This is a genomic window from Microbacterium meiriae (assembly GCF_032364335.1).
Lineage (GTDB): Bacteria > Actinomycetota > Actinomycetes > Actinomycetales > Microbacteriaceae > Microbacterium > Microbacterium meiriae.
The window spans coordinates 1,036,627-1,051,733 of sequence record NZ_CP133984.1 but is presented as its reverse complement, the minus strand read 5'-3'; the positions used below and the strand labels follow the sequence as shown (position 1 = coordinate 1,051,733).

The 15,107-nt window shown below is 72.3% G+C and carries 14 protein-coding genes; 7 read left to right on the top strand and 7 right to left on the bottom strand.

The genetic code is table 11. The features are described 5' to 3' along the window. Positions 1–29: 29 nt before the first annotated feature. The 6 genes from paaK to dhaK form a co-directional block, all read right to left on the bottom strand. Positions 30–1,346 carry a phenylacetate--CoA ligase PaaK gene (gene paaK, locus RI211_RS05010; protein WP_315637516.1) on the bottom strand — a complete coding sequence of 439 codons (1,317 nt, stop codon included), beginning with the start codon at positions 1,344–1,346 and terminating at the stop codon, positions 30–32. A 35-nt stretch (positions 1,347–1,381) separates the two neighbouring features. Next, complete coding sequence (gene paaI, locus RI211_RS05005; protein WP_315714659.1) at positions 1,382–1,810, bottom strand: hydroxyphenylacetyl-CoA thioesterase PaaI; 429 nt, start codon at positions 1,808–1,810, stop codon at positions 1,382–1,384. A 106-nt stretch (positions 1,811–1,916) separates the two neighbouring features. Next, the gene (locus tag RI211_RS05000) at positions 1,917–3,224 is read right to left on the bottom strand and encodes a hypothetical protein (protein ID WP_315637449.1); all 1,308 of its coding nucleotides are present in this window, start codon (positions 3,222–3,224) and stop codon (positions 1,917–1,919) included. A 171-nt stretch (positions 3,225–3,395) separates the two neighbouring features. Beyond that, positions 3,396–5,945 carry a phosphoenolpyruvate--protein phosphotransferase gene (gene ptsP / locus RI211_RS04995; RefSeq protein ID WP_315637447.1) on the bottom strand — a complete coding sequence of 850 codons (2,550 nt, stop codon included), beginning with the start codon at positions 5,943–5,945 and terminating at the stop codon, positions 3,396–3,398. After that, positions 5,942–6,583 carry a dihydroxyacetone kinase subunit DhaL gene (gene dhaL, locus RI211_RS04990; RefSeq protein WP_259952013.1) on the bottom strand — a complete coding sequence of 214 codons (642 nt, stop codon included), beginning with the start codon at positions 6,581–6,583 and terminating at the stop codon, positions 5,942–5,944. Before dhaL ends, ptsP begins: the two co-directional genes overlap by 4 nt. Further along, entirely contained in the window at positions 6,583–7,575 is a 993-nt protein-coding gene (gene dhaK / locus RI211_RS04985) for a dihydroxyacetone kinase subunit DhaK (protein WP_259952011.1), read from the bottom strand. Before dhaK ends, dhaL begins: the two co-directional genes overlap by 1 nt. Before the next feature lie 146 nt (positions 7,576–7,721). Here dhaK and RI211_RS04980 point away from each other — a divergent pair, with 146 nt between their 5' ends. Further along, positions 7,722–8,489, top strand: a complete 768-nt coding sequence (locus RI211_RS04980; RefSeq protein ID WP_268777145.1) for an IclR family transcriptional regulator — start codon at positions 7,722–7,724, stop codon at positions 8,487–8,489. A 24-nt stretch (positions 8,490–8,513) separates the two neighbouring features. On the opposite strand, the gene RI211_RS04975 is transcribed toward RI211_RS04980, so the two are convergent. Further along, the gene (locus tag RI211_RS04975; protein ID WP_315637446.1) at positions 8,514–10,640 is read right to left on the bottom strand and encodes a RecQ family ATP-dependent DNA helicase; all 2,127 of its coding nucleotides are present in this window, start codon (positions 10,638–10,640) and stop codon (positions 8,514–8,516) included. An 88-nt stretch (positions 10,641–10,728) separates the two neighbouring features. Here RI211_RS04975 and RI211_RS04970 point away from each other — a divergent pair, with 88 nt between their 5' ends. The 6 genes from RI211_RS04970 to paaE all read left to right on the top strand — a co-directional run bounded on the left by RI211_RS04970 (position 10,729) and on the right by paaE (position 15,098). Further along, positions 10,729–11,148: a pilus assembly protein CpaE gene (locus RI211_RS04970; protein ID WP_268777147.1), complete on the top strand. Its 420-nt coding sequence runs from the start codon at positions 10,729–10,731 to the stop codon at positions 11,146–11,148. Positions 11,149–11,235: 87 nt separating this feature from the next. Continuing rightward, on the top strand, positions 11,236–12,222 hold the full coding sequence (paaA, locus tag RI211_RS04965) for a 1,2-phenylacetyl-CoA epoxidase subunit PaaA (protein WP_315637445.1): 987 nt from the start codon (positions 11,236–11,238) through the stop codon (positions 12,220–12,222). Next, positions 12,222–12,551: a 1,2-phenylacetyl-CoA epoxidase subunit PaaB gene (gene paaB, locus RI211_RS04960; RefSeq protein WP_025103829.1), complete on the top strand. Its 330-nt coding sequence runs from the start codon at positions 12,222–12,224 to the stop codon at positions 12,549–12,551. Before paaA ends, paaB begins: the two co-directional genes overlap by 1 nt. Continuing rightward, entirely contained in the window at positions 12,548–13,438 is an 891-nt protein-coding gene (gene paaC / locus RI211_RS04955) for a 1,2-phenylacetyl-CoA epoxidase subunit PaaC (RefSeq protein ID WP_315637444.1), read from the top strand. The genes paaB and paaC overlap by 4 nt, the downstream gene beginning before the upstream one ends. After that, entirely contained in the window at positions 13,432–13,935 is a 504-nt protein-coding gene (gene paaD, locus RI211_RS04950; RefSeq protein ID WP_315637443.1) for a 1,2-phenylacetyl-CoA epoxidase subunit PaaD, read from the top strand. Before paaC ends, paaD begins: the two co-directional genes overlap by 7 nt. Further along, positions 13,935–15,098: a 1,2-phenylacetyl-CoA epoxidase subunit PaaE gene (paaE, locus tag RI211_RS04945; protein WP_315637442.1), complete on the top strand. Its 1,164-nt coding sequence runs from the start codon at positions 13,935–13,937 to the stop codon at positions 15,096–15,098. Before paaD ends, paaE begins: the two co-directional genes overlap by 1 nt. The last annotated feature ends 9 nt before the right edge of the window (positions 15,099–15,107 follow it).

Genomic DNA, 15,107 nt, shown 5'->3' with positions numbered 1-15,107 from the left:
GCGGAGGTCGCCGCCGAGACCCCCGCGTGTCAGCGCAGGTCATACACGCGCTTGTACTTGCCCTCGCTACGCGGCAGTGCCCCCGGCTCCTCCAGGCGGACGGCGACCGACGAGCCGATGAACACCTTGATGCGCTGCACCAGCACCTGTGCCGCCGCCTCGCACGTCTCCACGGAGAGGTCGGGATGGCGCTCGATGCGCACGGTGAGGGCGTCCATCCGGCCCTCCTTCGTCAGCTCCAGGATGAAGTGCGGGGTGAGCTGCTCGATGCCGAGGACCAGCTCCTCGATCTGCGTCGGGAAGAGGTTGACGCCGCGCAGGATGATCATGTCGTCGTTGCGTCCGGTGACCTTCTCCATGCGCCGCATCCCCGGCCGCGCCGTGCCCGGGAGCAGACGGGTGATGTCCCGCGTGCGGTACCGGATGACGGGGAAGGCCTCCTTGGTGAGCGACGTGAAGACGAGCTCCCCCCGCTCGCCGTCCGGCAGGGCCTCCAGGGTGTCGCTGTCGATCACCTCCGGCAGGAAGTGGTCCTCCCACAGGTGCGGGCCGTCCTTGGTCTCGAGGCACTCGTTGCCGACGCCGGGCCCCATGACCTCGCTGAGCCCGAAGATGTCGAGGGCGTCGATGCCGAGCCGCTGCTCCAGCTCGTGCCGCATCTCGTTGGTCCAGGGCTCCGCGCCGAGCACCGCGACCTTGAGCGAGGTGGACCGCGGGTCGATGCCCTGCGCGGCCATCGCGTCGGCGATCGTGAGCAGGTAGCTCGGCGTGCACAGGATCGCGTCCGGCTCGAAGTCGTGGATGAGCTGCACCTGGCGCGCGGTCTGCCCGCCCGACATGGGGATCACGGTCGCTCCCAGCGCCTCGATCCCGGCATGCGCGCCGAGCCCGCCCGTGAAGAGGCCGTAGCCGTAGGCGTTGTGCACCTTCATGCCGCGCCGGATCCCGCTGGCCCGGAGCGAGCGGGCCACGAGCGACCCCCAGCGGTCGAGGTCGCCACGCGTGTAGCCGACGACGGTCGGGCGCCCCGTGGTGCCGCTGGACGCGTGGATGCGGGCGACGTCGGCCATCGGCACCGCGAACATCCCGAACGGGTACGTCTCGCGCAGGTCCTCCTTGGTGGTGAAGGGCAGCCGGCGCACGTCGTCGAGCGTGCGGATGTCGTCGGGGTGCACGCCCGCCTCATCGAACTTCCGCGTGTAGAGCGGGACGTTGCGGTAGGCGTGCTGCACGGTCCACCGCAAGCGCTCGAGCTGGAGCTGCTCGATCTCGGCGCGGCTCATCCGCTCCTCGGGGTCGAGCTCGTCGGCCGCGGGCGGGCGGAGGGCGGAGGCGGGGGCGGTCATCGTCGACACGGGGACTCCTCGGGACGGGGGCGGGGTCAGAAGGTGCGAGAGGTGGTGCGGGAGCGGCCGCGGAACTCGGCGACCGCGTCGCCGTGCTCGTCCACGACCGTCACGTCGTAGAGGCCGGAGCGACCGCTACGGGTGCGGCGGACGGCGGTCGCGGTGAGGGTCTGCCCCGCGACGGTGGGCTTGAGGAACGAGATGTCGGCACCGGCGGCGACGGTCACCCGATCGTCCTCGTTGCAGGCGATCGCGAAGGCGGTGTCGGCGAGCGCGAACACGAGCCCGCCGTGGGTGATCCGGAAGCCGTTGGTCATGTCCTCGCGGACGCGCATCGACACGACCGCGTGCCCGGGGTCGTCACGCTCCACGACCAGACCGAGCATCGCCGAGGCCCGGTCTCGTGCCATCATGGCCCGATTCGGCCGGACGGCCTCCGCCGTCTCCGTCGTCGTCTCCGTCATCGCCGACCTCCTCGTCGCGCTCGGGCGGGACGACCTCGTCCCGCCCGCCCATACTAACTGAACGATCGGTCAGTAACGCAAGGAGGTCGGAACGACGGTCGACGGTTCACCCGATCGCGAGCGGCGGCCAGAGGGTCGCGTCCTCCACGGTCACCCCGGTGATGACGGCCGCGGGGTCCGCAGCATCCCGATCGGCGCGGAAGCGGATGACACCCCCTTCGCGCGTCGCTGACTGGTAGAAGTACTCGCCCGACGAGACGATGCGGATGAAGGTGCCCTCCGGGAATGCGGCGGCCGCCTCCGTCACCGGCGCGCCGATGCGGACTCCGCCCGTCGCGGCCAGGACGGCACCGTCCGGCTCGACGTCGCCCTGCACGTTCGCGATGCCGGCGGTGATCCCCGCGACCGTCGTGCCATCGTCCGTGAACTGCAGCAGGAGCGTGCTCGCGTCGTCCCCACTCGTGAGGCGCACCAGCGTGTTCGAGCCGCCGGCGGCCTGCGCGGTCGCCCCAGGGACCGCCGCCAACGCCTCCTCGCGAGACATACCCAGCTGGAGCGGTCCGACGCCCGTCGCGGTCATCTCCCATTCGCTCCACGGGGCGGCGGGATCGGCCGTCTCCGGCGTCGGCGTCGCGGGCGGCGTGGCGGTCAGCTTCTCCACGAAGGCGGTCTTCGCTTCCCCCGCGCGGTCGCGCAGGAGCAGCGCCGCACGCTCGGCGTCGAACTCCGATCCGTCCCTGGCCGGCTGCCACAGGTGCACGATGACGTTCCCCACCGCGGCGAAACCGTGGTGCGCCCGCCAGGCGCTCTGCCCCGAGCCCATCTCCAGGGTTCCGGCGAAGGCCCGGACGCCGTCCGTCTCCGGCGCCGCGACGGCGGCGAAGGTCCCCGTCCCCTGCGCATCGAACTGCGCACACTGCTCGACCGTGTCGAGGAGCTCGTCCATGCGCGACGCGGCGATGTCGTCAGACGGGAACTGCAGGATCTCCTGCTTCCCACTCATGCCCGTGTCGTCCGCGTTCACCCACGGCACAGTACGCGCGCCGATGCTGCCCATGGAGGCTTCCATGATCAGCAGCACGCAGACCGCCGGCGTGAACTCCGGCCCGCCGCCGTCGGAATACTGCAGGAGCGTGTCCTCGACCTCCGTCGCCGGAGGCGCGGAGGGAAGAAGGTCGGCGACCTCGGCCGGCGTGAGCGCGAAGGCGTCGAGCTCGTCGCCGACGAAGAGGAGGGGCCCGGGATAGGGATCAGGAGTGGGCGTCGGGGTCTCCGGCGCCCGTGATGCGGTCGCCGTGGGTGTCGCCTCCGGCGTCGCCGCGCACCCCGGGAGCACGACCAGCACTCCCGCCACCACGGCCGCGAGGAGCGCCGCTCCTCGCATCTTCCGCCCGCCGCGCACCGTCGCCGACATGAACCCTCCGCATGATCATGTGCGCCGTGAACACGGCGCCCCCTGAGGGAAGAGTAGCGGTCGGGAGACACCCCGAACCCGCCCGCACACGGTCGATATGCGAACGAGACAATAGTCATGCCGTGGAAGGCATACAAGCCATGCCGATCGCATCCGCAGGAGCCGTGCGGCTCAGCCGGCGCCGCCTCCGCCGAGCACGAGAGCTGCTGCCTGCCGCGCCTCCGCAGCGGTCGCCGCGCGGCTCGCCCCCTCCGCCGCCCGCCGGCACTCGTCCGGGCCCACCGCGTCGAGCGCGGCCGCCACCCGCCCGAGCGCGCGAGGCGTCATCGACAGCGAGGTCGCTCCGAGCCCGACGAGCACGGGGGCGAGCGCAGGATCACCGGCCGCCTCCCCGCAGATCCCGACCGGCTTGCCCGCCGCTCGCCCCGCCGCCCCGACCGTCCCGATCAGCCGCAGCACCGCCGGCTGCCAGGGGTCGTTGAGATCGGCGAGCGCGCTGGACAGCCGGTCGGCGGCCAGAGTGTACTGCGCGAGATCGTTGGTTCCCAGGCTCACGAAGTCCACGACCTCGAACAGCTCGGCGGCCAGCAGCGCCGCCGCCGGGGTCTCGATCATGATCCCCGCTCTGTCCAGCCCCGCGGCGCGACACCGCGCGGCGAAGTCCGCCGCCTCGTCGACCGTGGCGACCATCGGCGCCATGACCTCCACGTCCGCGGATTCCGCGTCGGCAGCCCTGGCGAGCGCGCGGAGCTGGTCGTCGAGCAGCGCTGGCCGGCGACGGGAGAGACGCAGGCCCCGGACGCCGAGCGCCGGGTTGTCTTCGTCGTCGTCGTTCGCGAACGGCAGGGGCTTGTCACTCCCCGCATCCAGCGTGCGCACGACCACCTTGCGTCCGGGGAACGCGCGAAGGACCCCGCGGTACGCCTCCACCTGCTCCTCGATGCTCGGCGCTTCGGTCCGGTCGAGGAAGCAGAACTCGGTGCGGAACAGTCCGACTCCCTCGGCGTGCGCCGCCGCGGCGCTCCCTGCATCCGATGCCCCTCCGACGTTGGCCAGGAGCGGCACGCGGGTCCCGTCGGCGAGACGGCCCCGTCCATCGAAGGTGACGACGACCGCCGCGGCCCGTGCCTCGGCGATCTCCGCCTCGTCCGGGTCGACGTGGATGGTGCCGTGGGCGCCGTCGACGAGGAGCATGGCACCCTCGGGGATCCCCGTCGCTCCGGCCACCCCGACCACGGCGGGCAGTCCCAGCGCGCGCGCGATGATCGCCGTGTGCGAGGTCGGCCCGCCGTCCGCTGTCACGAGGGCGACGCAGCTGCCCCCTTCCAGCGCCGCGGTGTCGGCGGGGGCGAGGTCGGTCGCGACGAGCACGAACGGCTCGTCACGCTCGGGGACCCCTGGCATGTCCACCCGGAGGATCTCGGCGATCATGCGGTCGCGGACGTCACGGATGTCGGCGGCGCGTTCCGCCATCCTCCCGCCGAGAGCCGTGAGTGCCGCTTCGTGCGCCGCGGAGGTCTCCCAGACCGCTCGCGCCGCCGTCCGCCCCTGTGCGCGCACGAGGGCGGTGGCTTCGGCGACGAGCTCCGGATCGGAGGCGAGGAGCCGTGACGCGTCCAGGATCGCCCGCGCCTCTCCGCGCGCCCGCTCGGCGCGCGATCGCAGCTGATCGGCGACGGCGACCGCCGCCCATTCGATCGTGGAGACCTCGGCCTCCCGACCCTCCGGCGGGACGACGGTCTCGGCATCCGGTTCCGGGAGTGCCGGTGCGAGGGACACCGCCCTCGCGGCCACCCGTCCGGGACTGACGCCACGGCCCTGCAGCACGGTCCCGGAGACGATCTGCGGCGGCGGCGCGGACGCGTGGTCGGCCCCAGTTCCCGTCTGAGCGTCCCCGGCCGTGCCGGGCGCGGGCGCGGGTGCGGGGCTGCCGGCGGCGCCCTCGTCCGTCTCGACGCCCTCGCCGAACCCACCCTGGAACAGCGAGACCAGGCGGTCGATCGCCGCCTCGGCGTCCGCTCCCCGACCGGTGAGCTCGATCTCGGTCCCCTGACGCGCCCCGAGCGCGAGCAGCCGGGTCAGGCTTCCGGCCGCGGCTTCCTGGCCGTCCGGTAGCCGCCGCAGTCGCACGTCCGCACCCGCCGCCGACTCCGCGATCAGCGCGGCGGGGCGGGCATGGATGCCGAGAGGGTTGCGCACGCGCACACGATGCGTCACGGTCTCCCCGGCCACGTCGGGCGAGGCGGAGGCGTCCCCCGCCGACACCGGCGCGGAGTCCACTGCCGCCGTGCCTTCCGCGTCCGGCGGGAGGAGCTGGCCGGTCTTCGCCGCGAGGGCGGACGAGGCTTCGTCGGCGACCGCGTCGAGGTCGCCGCCTGCCGCCGCAGCCACGACCGCCGCGAGGAGCCCCTCGACGAACGGTGCCGGAGCCAGCCGCACCGGCACGTCGCTGCTGCGCAGCTCCAGCGCGAGTTCGGCGCTCAGCACGGCCGACCCGAGATCCATCAGCACGAGCACGCCGTCGACGTCGGGGGCGAGCTCGTCGATCGCCGCCGACACCGCGACGGCGTCCGTCCCGAGGATCGGCGCACCCTCCGCGTCCACACCCGCACCGGCCGCCACACGGACCTGCACGCCGCCGCCCGGCACCATCTGCAGGGCGAGTTCGAGCGCCGCCTCCCCGAGCCGGGCGCTGTGGGAGACGGCGACGATCCCGATCATCCGGCGTCCGCGAGGGCCGCGGCGAGCGTCTCGAACAGGAGCGCCGTCGAGGCGGCTCCCGGGTCGAGATGTCCGGCGCTGCGTTCACCGAGGTAGCTCGCTCTGCCCTTCCGGGCGACGAGGGGCACCGTGGCGTCACGACCGGCGGCCGCGGCGTCCGCGGCCGCCCTGGCCGCCGCCGCGGTATCCGCTCCGCCGGCGAGGGCGGCATCGAAAGCGTCGACCGCGGGGGCCATCGCATCGAACATCGTCTTGTCGCCGGCCTCGGGCTTGCCCCGCGCGACGATGCCCTCGAGCCCCGCCCGCAGTGCCGCGGCGAGCGCCGGTCCGTCCAATGTCGTCACCGCACCGGCCGACATCCCCATGCGCAGGAAGAAGGTGCCGTAGAGGGGGCCACTCGCACCGCCCACCGAGCTCACCAGGGTCATGCCGACGGACTTGAGGAGTTCGTCGATCGTCGCGGGCGTCGTCGCCGCGAGCTTCTCCCCGACCGCCGTGAAGCCCCGCGCCATGTTCGCGCCGTGGTCGGCGTCCCCGATCGCGGAGTCCAGTTCCGTGAGCCAGTCGCGCTGCGCGGTGACGGCCTCGCGGTAGCGGGAGATCCAGTCGACGAGGACGTCGGTGCCGACGGCCGCCATCACGCGCCCCACCGCAGGCCGGGGGTGTTCACCGGGGCGTCCCACAGCCGCAGCAGCTCGTCGTCGGCCTTCAGCACCGTGACGGAGCACCCGGCCATGTCGAGGGAGGTGATGTAGTTGCCCACCAGGTTCCGCGCGATCTGCACGCCGGACTTCTCCAGGATCGCGGCGACCTCGCCGTACATGAGGTAGAGCTCGATCAGGGGCGTGGCGCCCATGCCGTTGAGCATCACGATCGCGGGTCCGGTGGCGTCGAGGTCGCCGAGGATCGGCTCGACGAGCTGCCGGGCGATCTCCGACGCCGGCGCGAGCGGCTCACGATGCCGTCCCGGCTCGCCGTGGATGCCGATGCCGATCTCCATCTGATCGTCGGGGAGGTCGAAGGTGGGCTTCCCGGCCGCGGGCACCGTGCAGCTCGTGAGGGCCATGCCCATCGAGCGCCCCTGCCCGTTGATGCGCTTCGCGAGGTCGACGACCGCCGCGAGGTCGCGGCCCTCCTCCGCCGCGGCCCCTACGAGCTTCTCCAGCAGGACGGTGAGGCCGACGCCGCGACGGCCGGCGGTGTAGAGCGAGTCCTGCACGGCCACGTCGTCGTCCACGACGACCGTGCCGACCTCGATCCCCTCCATCGCCGCGAGCTCGGCGGCCATCTCGAAGTTGAGCACGTCGCCCGTGTAGTTCTTGACGATGTGCAGCACGCCGGCGCCGCGGTCGACCGCCTGGGTCGCCACCTGCACGCGGTCGGGGGTGGGCGAGGTGAAGACCTCGCCGGCGACGGCCGCGTCGAGCATGCCGGTGCCGACGTAGCCGCCGTGCAGCGGTTCGTGGCCGGATCCCCCTCCGGAGACGACGGCCACCTTGCCCTGTTCCTTCGGTGTAGCCCGGGTGATGACGTGGTTCTCCAGGTCGACCGAGAGTTCGGGGTGCGCGGCGGCGACGCCCTTCAGGGACTCGACGAGGACGTCCTCCGGGGCGTTGATGAGCTTCTTCATCCTGCGATCTCCTTTGATGCGGCGTGAGTCTCGAGCAAAAATCCGAAAAGGATTCGTCAATGTCGAATATGCTCGGAGCCTGCCGGGTTGTCAAGATCGATCCGGCGACCGGAAACCCGGCTCGACGACGACCGGAAGGAGGACGCATGATCCAGGCGATCGACCGCGCGGCGAAGATCCTCGACCTGCTCCAGGGCGCCCGCCACCTCGGTATCACCGATCTCGCCGCGGCCCTGAGCCTTCCGCCGTCGACCGTGCACGGGCTGGTGAAGTCGCTGCGCGCGCACGGCCTCGTCGCGAAGGAGCGCGGCGGACAGCGCTACATGCTCGGCCCTACCCTCCTGCGGCTGAGCAACGTGTACCTCGACACACTGGATGTGCGAGCGCGGGCGATGCGCTGGACGCAGGAACTGGCCCGGCGCACCGAGCTGTCCGTGCGCCTCGGCGCGCCGCACCTCACGGACGTCCTCGTGATCCACCACAACCTCCGGCCAGACGACAGCCCGCAGATGCTGGAGACGGGGATGGCCGTCCCCGCGCACGCCTCCGCCATGGGGAAGGTGCTCCTCGCCTACGACCAGGGCTTCCAGCAGAGCGTGTTCGCGGAGCCCCTGCGCAGCCTCACCGGCGACACCATCACTGACGTCGCCCGACTGACCCTCGAGCTGCCGGGGATCGCGGAGCGCGGGACGGCGGCTGAGACGGACGAAGCCGTGCTCGGCGAATCCTCCCTCGCCGCCCCGATCGCCGACGCCTCGAACACGATCGTCGCCGCCGTCGCCGTCGTGCTGCCGACGTCGGAGGCACCCGCATCCGACGCGACCATGCACGCGCTGCGGGACACGGCACGGAACATCTCCCGCGAACTCGGCGCGACGACCTGGCCGCCACCCGTGGCCCCCGCCGAGGACTGACGGCGTCGGTTCGGGGACCGGTGCTCAGCCGCGCAGGCCGAGCGCGAACGGCAGCACGGCCGTGGCTCCGGCCTGCCGCACCGCGCGCGCCGCGACCGTCAGGGTCCAGCGACTGTCGATGAGGTCGTCGACGAGCAGCACCGGACCGACGGGCACCTCGAGATGCGCCGCGTCGAACCGATCCCACACCCCCGCGAGCCGGAACACGCTGTTCCCGCCCGCCTGCCCCGACGGACCCCCGTTCCGCCACTCCAGAGCACCGAGGTACGGCAGCCGCCCGATCTCCGAGAGCCCGCGGGCGAGGGAGTCGACGAGCTGCGGATGCGAGCGCGACGGCATCGCGACCACAGCCATCGGCCGCTCCGCCCAGTCCCACCCGGCCAGCACGCGCACGCAGGCCTGCAGCAGCGGCGGGCTGATCGGCGCGTCCGCGGCACCCGCGGCGAAGATCTCGCGCAGCGCGCCGCCCCAGCCGAGGTCGGTGAGCCGGGCGAGGGCGCGTCCCTCGTCGGCCTGCTCCCCCGCGGGGATGCGACCGCGCACCGGCACGCCCAGACGGTCGGCGCCGGTCGGCCACGCGCGGCGCGGCTCGACCGGCACACCGACCCGGTCCAGGGACTCCGTCGCCTGTGCACTCGCCGTCTGCGCGATCTCCGCCGGGAACCACACGCCCGCGCAGTTGTCGCAGCGACCGCAGGGGGCCGCGGTGTCGTCGTCGAGCGCCCGCTGCAGGAAGGCCATGCGACAGCCGTCGGTCCGTTCGTACTCGAGCATGTGCTCCTGCTCCGCGACCCGTTCGGCGGCGATGCGCTCGTAGCGCTCGGCGTCGTACGTCCACGGCTGTCCCGTCGCGACCCAGCCGCCCTGCACGCGGCGCACCGCACCGTCCACGTCGAGCACCTTCAGCAGCAGCTCGAGGGGCGTACGACGGATGTCGACGACGGCCTCCAGCGCCGGCGTGGAGATCGGGCTGTCGCCGAGCGCCGCGATGACCCGTTCCGCGCGCTCCCGATCGGGCATCGACGCGGTCGCGAAGTAGTGCCAGATCTCGCGGTCCTCGACACCGGGGAGCAGGAGCACGTCCGCGCTCTCGCTGGCCCGCCCGGCTCGTCCGACCTGCTGGTAGTACGCGACGGGCGAGGACGGGGCACCGAGATGCACGACGAACCGGAGGTCCGGCTTGTCGAACCCCATGCCGAGGGCGCTGGTCGCGACGAGCGCCTTCACCTCGTTGCGCTTGAGCATGCCCTCCGACTCGGCGCGCTCCTCGGGATCGGTCTGGCCGGTGTAGGCGCGCACGTCGTGGCCGTGGTCGCGCAGGAATCGGGCGGTGTCGACCGCCGCCGCCACGGTCAGCGTGTAGATGATCCCGCTGCCGGGGAGGTCGTCGAGGTGACTGAGCAGCCAGGCCAGGCGGCTCGCCGAGTCCCTGAGGCGGAGCACGCCGAGCCGCAGCGAGGTGCGGGCGAGCGGCCCCCGGATCGTGAGCACGGGCACCGCCTCCGCTCCGCCCGCGCCACCAGGCAGCGCCCCGAGCTGCTCCGCGACGTCGGCCACCACGCGGGAGTTCGCCGTCGCGGTCGTCGCCAGGACCGGTACGTCCGCCGGCATCTGCGCGATGAGATCGCGGAGCCGGCGGTAGTCCGGGCGGAAATCGTGCCCCCAGTCGCTGATGCAGTGCGCCTCGTCGACGACGAGCATGCCGAGCCGCGCCACCAGCGTCGGCAGCTGCTCCTCGCGGAAGGCCGGGTTGTTCAGCCGCTCCGGGGAGACGAGCAGCACGTCGACCTCGTCCCGAGCGAGGCTGTCCTGCACCTCCGCCCATTCGTGCGCGTTCGTCGAGTTGATGGCGACCGCGCGCACCCCTGCGCGCTCGGCCGCGGCGATCTGGTCGCGCATGAGCGCCAGGAGCGGGGAGACGAGCACGGTGGGGCCGGTGCCCTGCCTGCGGCGCAGGAGGGTCGCGACGAAGTACACCGCCGACTTCCCCCACCCGGTGCGCTGCACGACCAGCGCGCGGCGACGCCCCTCCACCAGCGCCTCGATCGCCTCGAACTGGCCGTCGTGGAAGTCGACGTCGGGGCGGCCGACGAGTTCGCCGAGGGCGGCGCGGGCAGCCTCGCGGAGGGGCACGGCAGTCGAGGAGGTCATGCCTCCACTCTGCCGCAGGCCTCTGACAGGACTCTGCCCGTCGCCCACGCTCGGTGGACGACCGGCGCGGAACCCGTAGCGTGGAGGAATGATCACCCGCGAACTCGCCGTCGCGCTCCGCGATGCCGGCCTGACCTGGAAGCCCGCGGAGGGCGACCGGTTCCAGCTCGACCTCCCGGACGAGGTGGAGCTGGAGGCGGAGGCCGACGTCTTCACGGTCAGCGCGATGACCATCGAGGCGCGGCAGACGCCGGCCGGTACGGATCTCGCCTTCAACGGCACGACGGAGTGGGCGCTCGACGCCGTGACCCTCGCCGATGCGGTGTGGCTGCCGCGCGAGGACCAGCTGCGCGACCTGCTCCGCGGGACGTTCCGTGCCCTCATCCGCCTCCCCGACACGTTCCGCGTCGAGATCGAGCTCGCCGGTGCTCCCCTGCTGTTCGAGCACCCTGACCCGGCGGAGGCCTACGGCCGCGCCCTGCTGGCGCTGATCTCGCGCTCCCGCTGACACGTCCTGTTGAATCGGGCCGTCGCGTGTGTCAGAATTACCTAACGATCGGTCAGTAAAGAAGGACCGGAGCCCGAGGAGTCGATGATGACCAGTCCCGCAGACCTGTCCCTCGTGGACGGCGAGACCTCCGCCGAGGAACGCCTGTTCGACGAGCTGATCGCGAACGAGCAGCGCATCGAGCCCCGCGACTGGATGCCCGAGGCCTATCGCAAGACCCTCATCCGGCAGATCTCCCAGCACGCCCATTCCGAGATCATCGGCATGCAGCCCGAGGGCAACTGGATCACGCGCGCCCCGAGCCTCAAGCGCAAGGCGATCCTCATGGCGAAGGTGCAGGACGAGGCCGGTCACGGGCTCTACCTCTACTCCGCCGCGCAGACCCTCGGCATCACCCGTGACGAGATGATGGACCAGCTCATCTCCGGAAAGGCGAAGTACTCGTCGATCTTCAACTACCCCACCCCGACCTGGGCCGACATGGGCGCGATCGGCTGGCTCGTCGACGGCGCCGCGATCTGCAACCAGGTGCCGCTGTGCCGCGCCTCCTACGGCCCCTACGGCCGCGCGATGGTGCGCATCTGCAAGGAGGAGTCGTTCCACCAGCGCCAGGGGTTCGAGATCCTGCTCTCGCTCATGCGCGGTACGGACGAGCAGCGGCAGATGGCGCAGGACGCGGTCGACCGCTGGTACTGGCCGAGCCTGGCGATGTTCGGCCCGCCCGACGACCAGTCCCCCAACTCCGCCCAGTCGATGGCGTGGAAGATCAAGCGCTTCTCGAACGACGAGCTGCGTCAGCGGTTCGTGAGCATGCTCGTGCCCCAGGCCGAGATCCTCGGCGTCACCCTCCCCGATCCCGACCTGCGGTTCGACGAGGAGACCGGTCGCTACGAGATGGGTGAGATCGACTGGGACGAGTTCTTCCAGGTGCTGCGCGGCAACGGCCCGTGCAACGCCGAGCGTCTGGAGCGCCGCCGCACGGCGCACGACGAGGGCGCGTGGGTGCGGGAGGCCGCCGCGGAGTACGCCCGCAAGCAGCGTTCCCGCCTGACCCCTGAAGGGGCGGTGGCGTGATGGCGACCCCCGGGGCCGACCCTTCGACGAGCTCAGGGACCCAGGGACGGGAGGTCTGGCCGCTGTGGGAGATCTTCGTGCGGGCGAACCGCGGGCTGAGCCACGTGCACGTCGGCTCGCTGCACGCCCCCGATGCTGACATGGCCATCCGCAACGCCCGCGACCTCTACACCCGCCGGGGCGAGGGCGTGTCGATCTGGGCGGTCCCCGCCGAGGCGATCACCACGAGCGACCCCGACGCCAAGGGCGCGTACTTCGAGAGTCCCGCGGGTAAGAACTACCGGCATGCGGTGTACTACACCGCGTCCGAGGGGGTGCCGCACCTGTGACCCTTCGACACGCTCAGGGACCCCGCTCCGCTCAGGGCCCCAGCTCCGCTCAGCAAGCCGGCGACGTCCACGGGGATGCGCACGGGGACGTCTCCGTCGACGAGTTGCGGCTCAGCGAGGAGCTCGCGGGCGCCGGCACGACCGCGGCGAGCGCCGACATCGCCGAGTACGCCCTGTGGCTCGGCGACGACGCCCTCATCCTGTCGCAGCAGCTCGGCGCCTGGATCTCCCGGGGCCCCGAGCTGGAGGAGGACGTGGCGCTCGGGAACATCGCGCTCGACCTGCTCGGCCACGCCCGCTCCTTCCTGCACTTCGCGGGGACGTGGGACGGCCGTTCCGAGGACGACCTCGCCTACTTCCGCGACGAGCCGGAGTTCCGCAGCGCCTGGATCATGGAGCAGCCGAACGGCGACTTCGCGCAGACCATCGCCCGCCAGCTCGTCGCGTCCGTCTACCTCGTCGAGCTGTATGCCGGGCTCCGTGCGAGCTCCGAGCCCACCCTCGCCGCGATCGCGGAGAAGGCGCTGAAGGAGGTCGACTACCACCGCGACCACGCCGTGCAGTGGGTGCTGCGCCTGGCGGGCGGGACGGAGGAGTCGCGGCGCCGCATGATCCGTGCCCTCGCGGATGTGTGGCCGTACGTCGACGAGCTGTTCCGCGATGAACCGCTGATCGACCGGCTGGGCGACGCCGCCGTGCGACCGTCGACGCTCCGCGCGCCGTTCGACGCGGTCATCGCCACCGTGTTCGCCGAGGCCGAGCTCGCGGTGCCGCCGGTGGCGGCGTCGTCCGCGGGCGGCCGGAACGGCGCCCACGCGACCCCCTTCGGTCACCTCCTCGCCGAGATGCAGGTGCTGGCGCGACGGCATCCGGGGGCGTCATGGTGACCCGGACCACCGCCGATGTCGAGGCTCAGGCCTGGCGGATCGCCGCCGCCGTGCCGGACCCGGAGGTGCCGGTGCTCACGATCGAGGACCTCGGCGTGCTGCGGGCGGTCGAGCTCCGCGGCGAGCGCGTGGTCGTCGACATCACGCCGACCTACAGCGGGTGCCCGGCCATGGACACGATCCGCGACGACGTCGTGCTCGCGCTCACGGCGGCAGGATTCGGCGACGTCGAGGTGCGGCTCGTGCTCTCCCCCGCGTGGACGACGGACTGGATGAGCGACGCGGGGAAGCAGAAGCTCCGGGAGTACGGGATCGCGCCGCCCAGTGGCCGCGCGGCGATGCCCGCAGGTCCGATCCGACTCGCCCTCAGCGTGCGCTGTCCGCGGTGCGGCTCGCTCGACACCCGGGAGGTCTCCCGCTTCGGGTCGACCTCGTGCAAGGCACTGTACGAGTGCCGGGCCTGCCTGGAACCCTTCGATCACTTCAAGGTGCACTGATGTCGCTGTTCTCCCCGGCCCCGACGACGACGCCGGTGCCCTCTCCCGCCTCCCCCGCCCGGGCGCGCAGCCGTGCCCGGTTCCACACGCTCGAGGTCGAGGACGTCCGGCCGCTCACCGAGGACTCCGTCGAGGTGACCTTCACGGTGCCCGCGGAGCTCGCCGACGACTACGACCATCTCCCCGGGCAATACGTGGCGCTGCGCACGACGCTGGACGGCGTGGAGGTGCGGCGTTCGTACTCGCTGTGCCGGGCGCCCGAGCATCGCACCGACGGGACACCCACCCGCCTGAGCGTCGCCGTGAAGCGCGACGAGGGCGGGACGTTCTCCACCTGGGCCCAGACCGGCCTGCACCCGGGCTTCCGCATCGACGTCATGAGCCCCCAGGGCACCTTCACCTCCGGCCTCGACGATCTGGACGAGAAGCACGTCGTCGGGATCGCGGCCGGCTCCGGGATCACGCCGCTGATGGCCCTCGCGCACACCGTGCTCTCCCGCTCGCAGACCTCGCGGTTCACGCTCCTGTACACGAACCGCTCGACGCTGGACGTGATGTTCCTGGAGGACCTCGCCGACCTCAAGGACCGCTACCCGACACGGCTCACGCTGCACCACGTGCTGTCCCGCGAGCAGCGGACCGCGCCGGTGCTGTCCGGCCGCATCGACGAGCCCAAGCTGCGGACGATCCTCGACGCGCTGATCGATCCGGCCGACGTGGACGAGTGGTTCCTGTGCGGACCGCTCGCACTCGTCGACCTGTGCCGGGAGGTGCTGGCCGACGTGGGCGTGCCCCGCGAGCACGTGCGCTTCGAGCTGTTCACGACCGGCGACGAGCCGGTGCGGGCCGCCCGGCCGGTCACGGTGCGCTCGGGCGAGAAGACCGTGCGGATCGAGGTGAACCTCGACGGCGCCTCGTCGACGGTGGAAAGCCCCGTCGCAGCGCGCGAGTCGGTGCTGAACGCCGCACTGCGGGTGCGGCCGGACGCCCCGTTCGCGTGCGCGGGTGGCGTCTGCGGCACCTGTCGGGCGCGCGTGCTGGAGGGCAGCGTCACGATGACCGAGAACTACGCCCTGGAGCCCGACGAGCTGGAGCGCGGCTACGTGCTCACCTGCCAGTCCCACCCGACCAGCGACCGCGTGGTCGTGGACTACGACGTCTGACCCGGAGAC

Excerpts from the sequence above, each read along its gene's own strand:
- paaK (WP_315637516.1), bottom strand. The coding sequence starts at position 1,346 with ATGACCGCCCCCGCCTCCGCCCTCCGCCCGCCCGCGGCCGACGAGCTC.
- paaI (WP_315714659.1), bottom strand. The coding sequence starts at position 1,810 with ATGACGGAGACGACGACGGAGACGGCGGAGGCCGTCCGGCCGAATCGG.
- RI211_RS05000 (WP_315637449.1), bottom strand. The coding sequence starts at position 3,224 with ATGTCGGCGACGGTGCGCGGCGGGCGGAAGATGCGAGGAGCGGCGCTC.
- ptsP (WP_315637447.1), bottom strand. The coding sequence starts at position 5,945 with ATGATCGGGATCGTCGCCGTCTCCCACAGCGCCCGGCTCGGGGAGGCG.
- dhaL (WP_259952013.1), bottom strand. The coding sequence starts at position 6,583 with ATGGCGGCCGTCGGCACCGACGTCCTCGTCGACTGGATCTCCCGCTAC.
- dhaK (WP_259952011.1), bottom strand. The coding sequence starts at position 7,575 with ATGAAGAAGCTCATCAACGCCCCGGAGGACGTCCTCGTCGAGTCCCTG.
- RI211_RS04980 (WP_268777145.1), top strand. The coding sequence starts at position 7,722 with ATGATCCAGGCGATCGACCGCGCGGCGAAGATCCTCGACCTGCTCCAG.
- RI211_RS04975 (WP_315637446.1), bottom strand. The coding sequence starts at position 10,640 with ATGACCTCCTCGACTGCCGTGCCCCTCCGCGAGGCTGCCCGCGCCGCC.
- RI211_RS04970 (WP_268777147.1), top strand. The coding sequence starts at position 10,729 with ATGATCACCCGCGAACTCGCCGTCGCGCTCCGCGATGCCGGCCTGACC.
- paaA (WP_315637445.1), top strand. The coding sequence starts at position 11,236 with ATGACCAGTCCCGCAGACCTGTCCCTCGTGGACGGCGAGACCTCCGCC.
- paaB (WP_025103829.1), top strand. The coding sequence starts at position 12,222 with ATGGCGACCCCCGGGGCCGACCCTTCGACGAGCTCAGGGACCCAGGGA.
- paaD (WP_315637443.1), top strand. The coding sequence starts at position 13,432 with ATGGTGACCCGGACCACCGCCGATGTCGAGGCTCAGGCCTGGCGGATC.
- paaE (WP_315637442.1), top strand. The coding sequence starts at position 13,935 with ATGTCGCTGTTCTCCCCGGCCCCGACGACGACGCCGGTGCCCTCTCCC.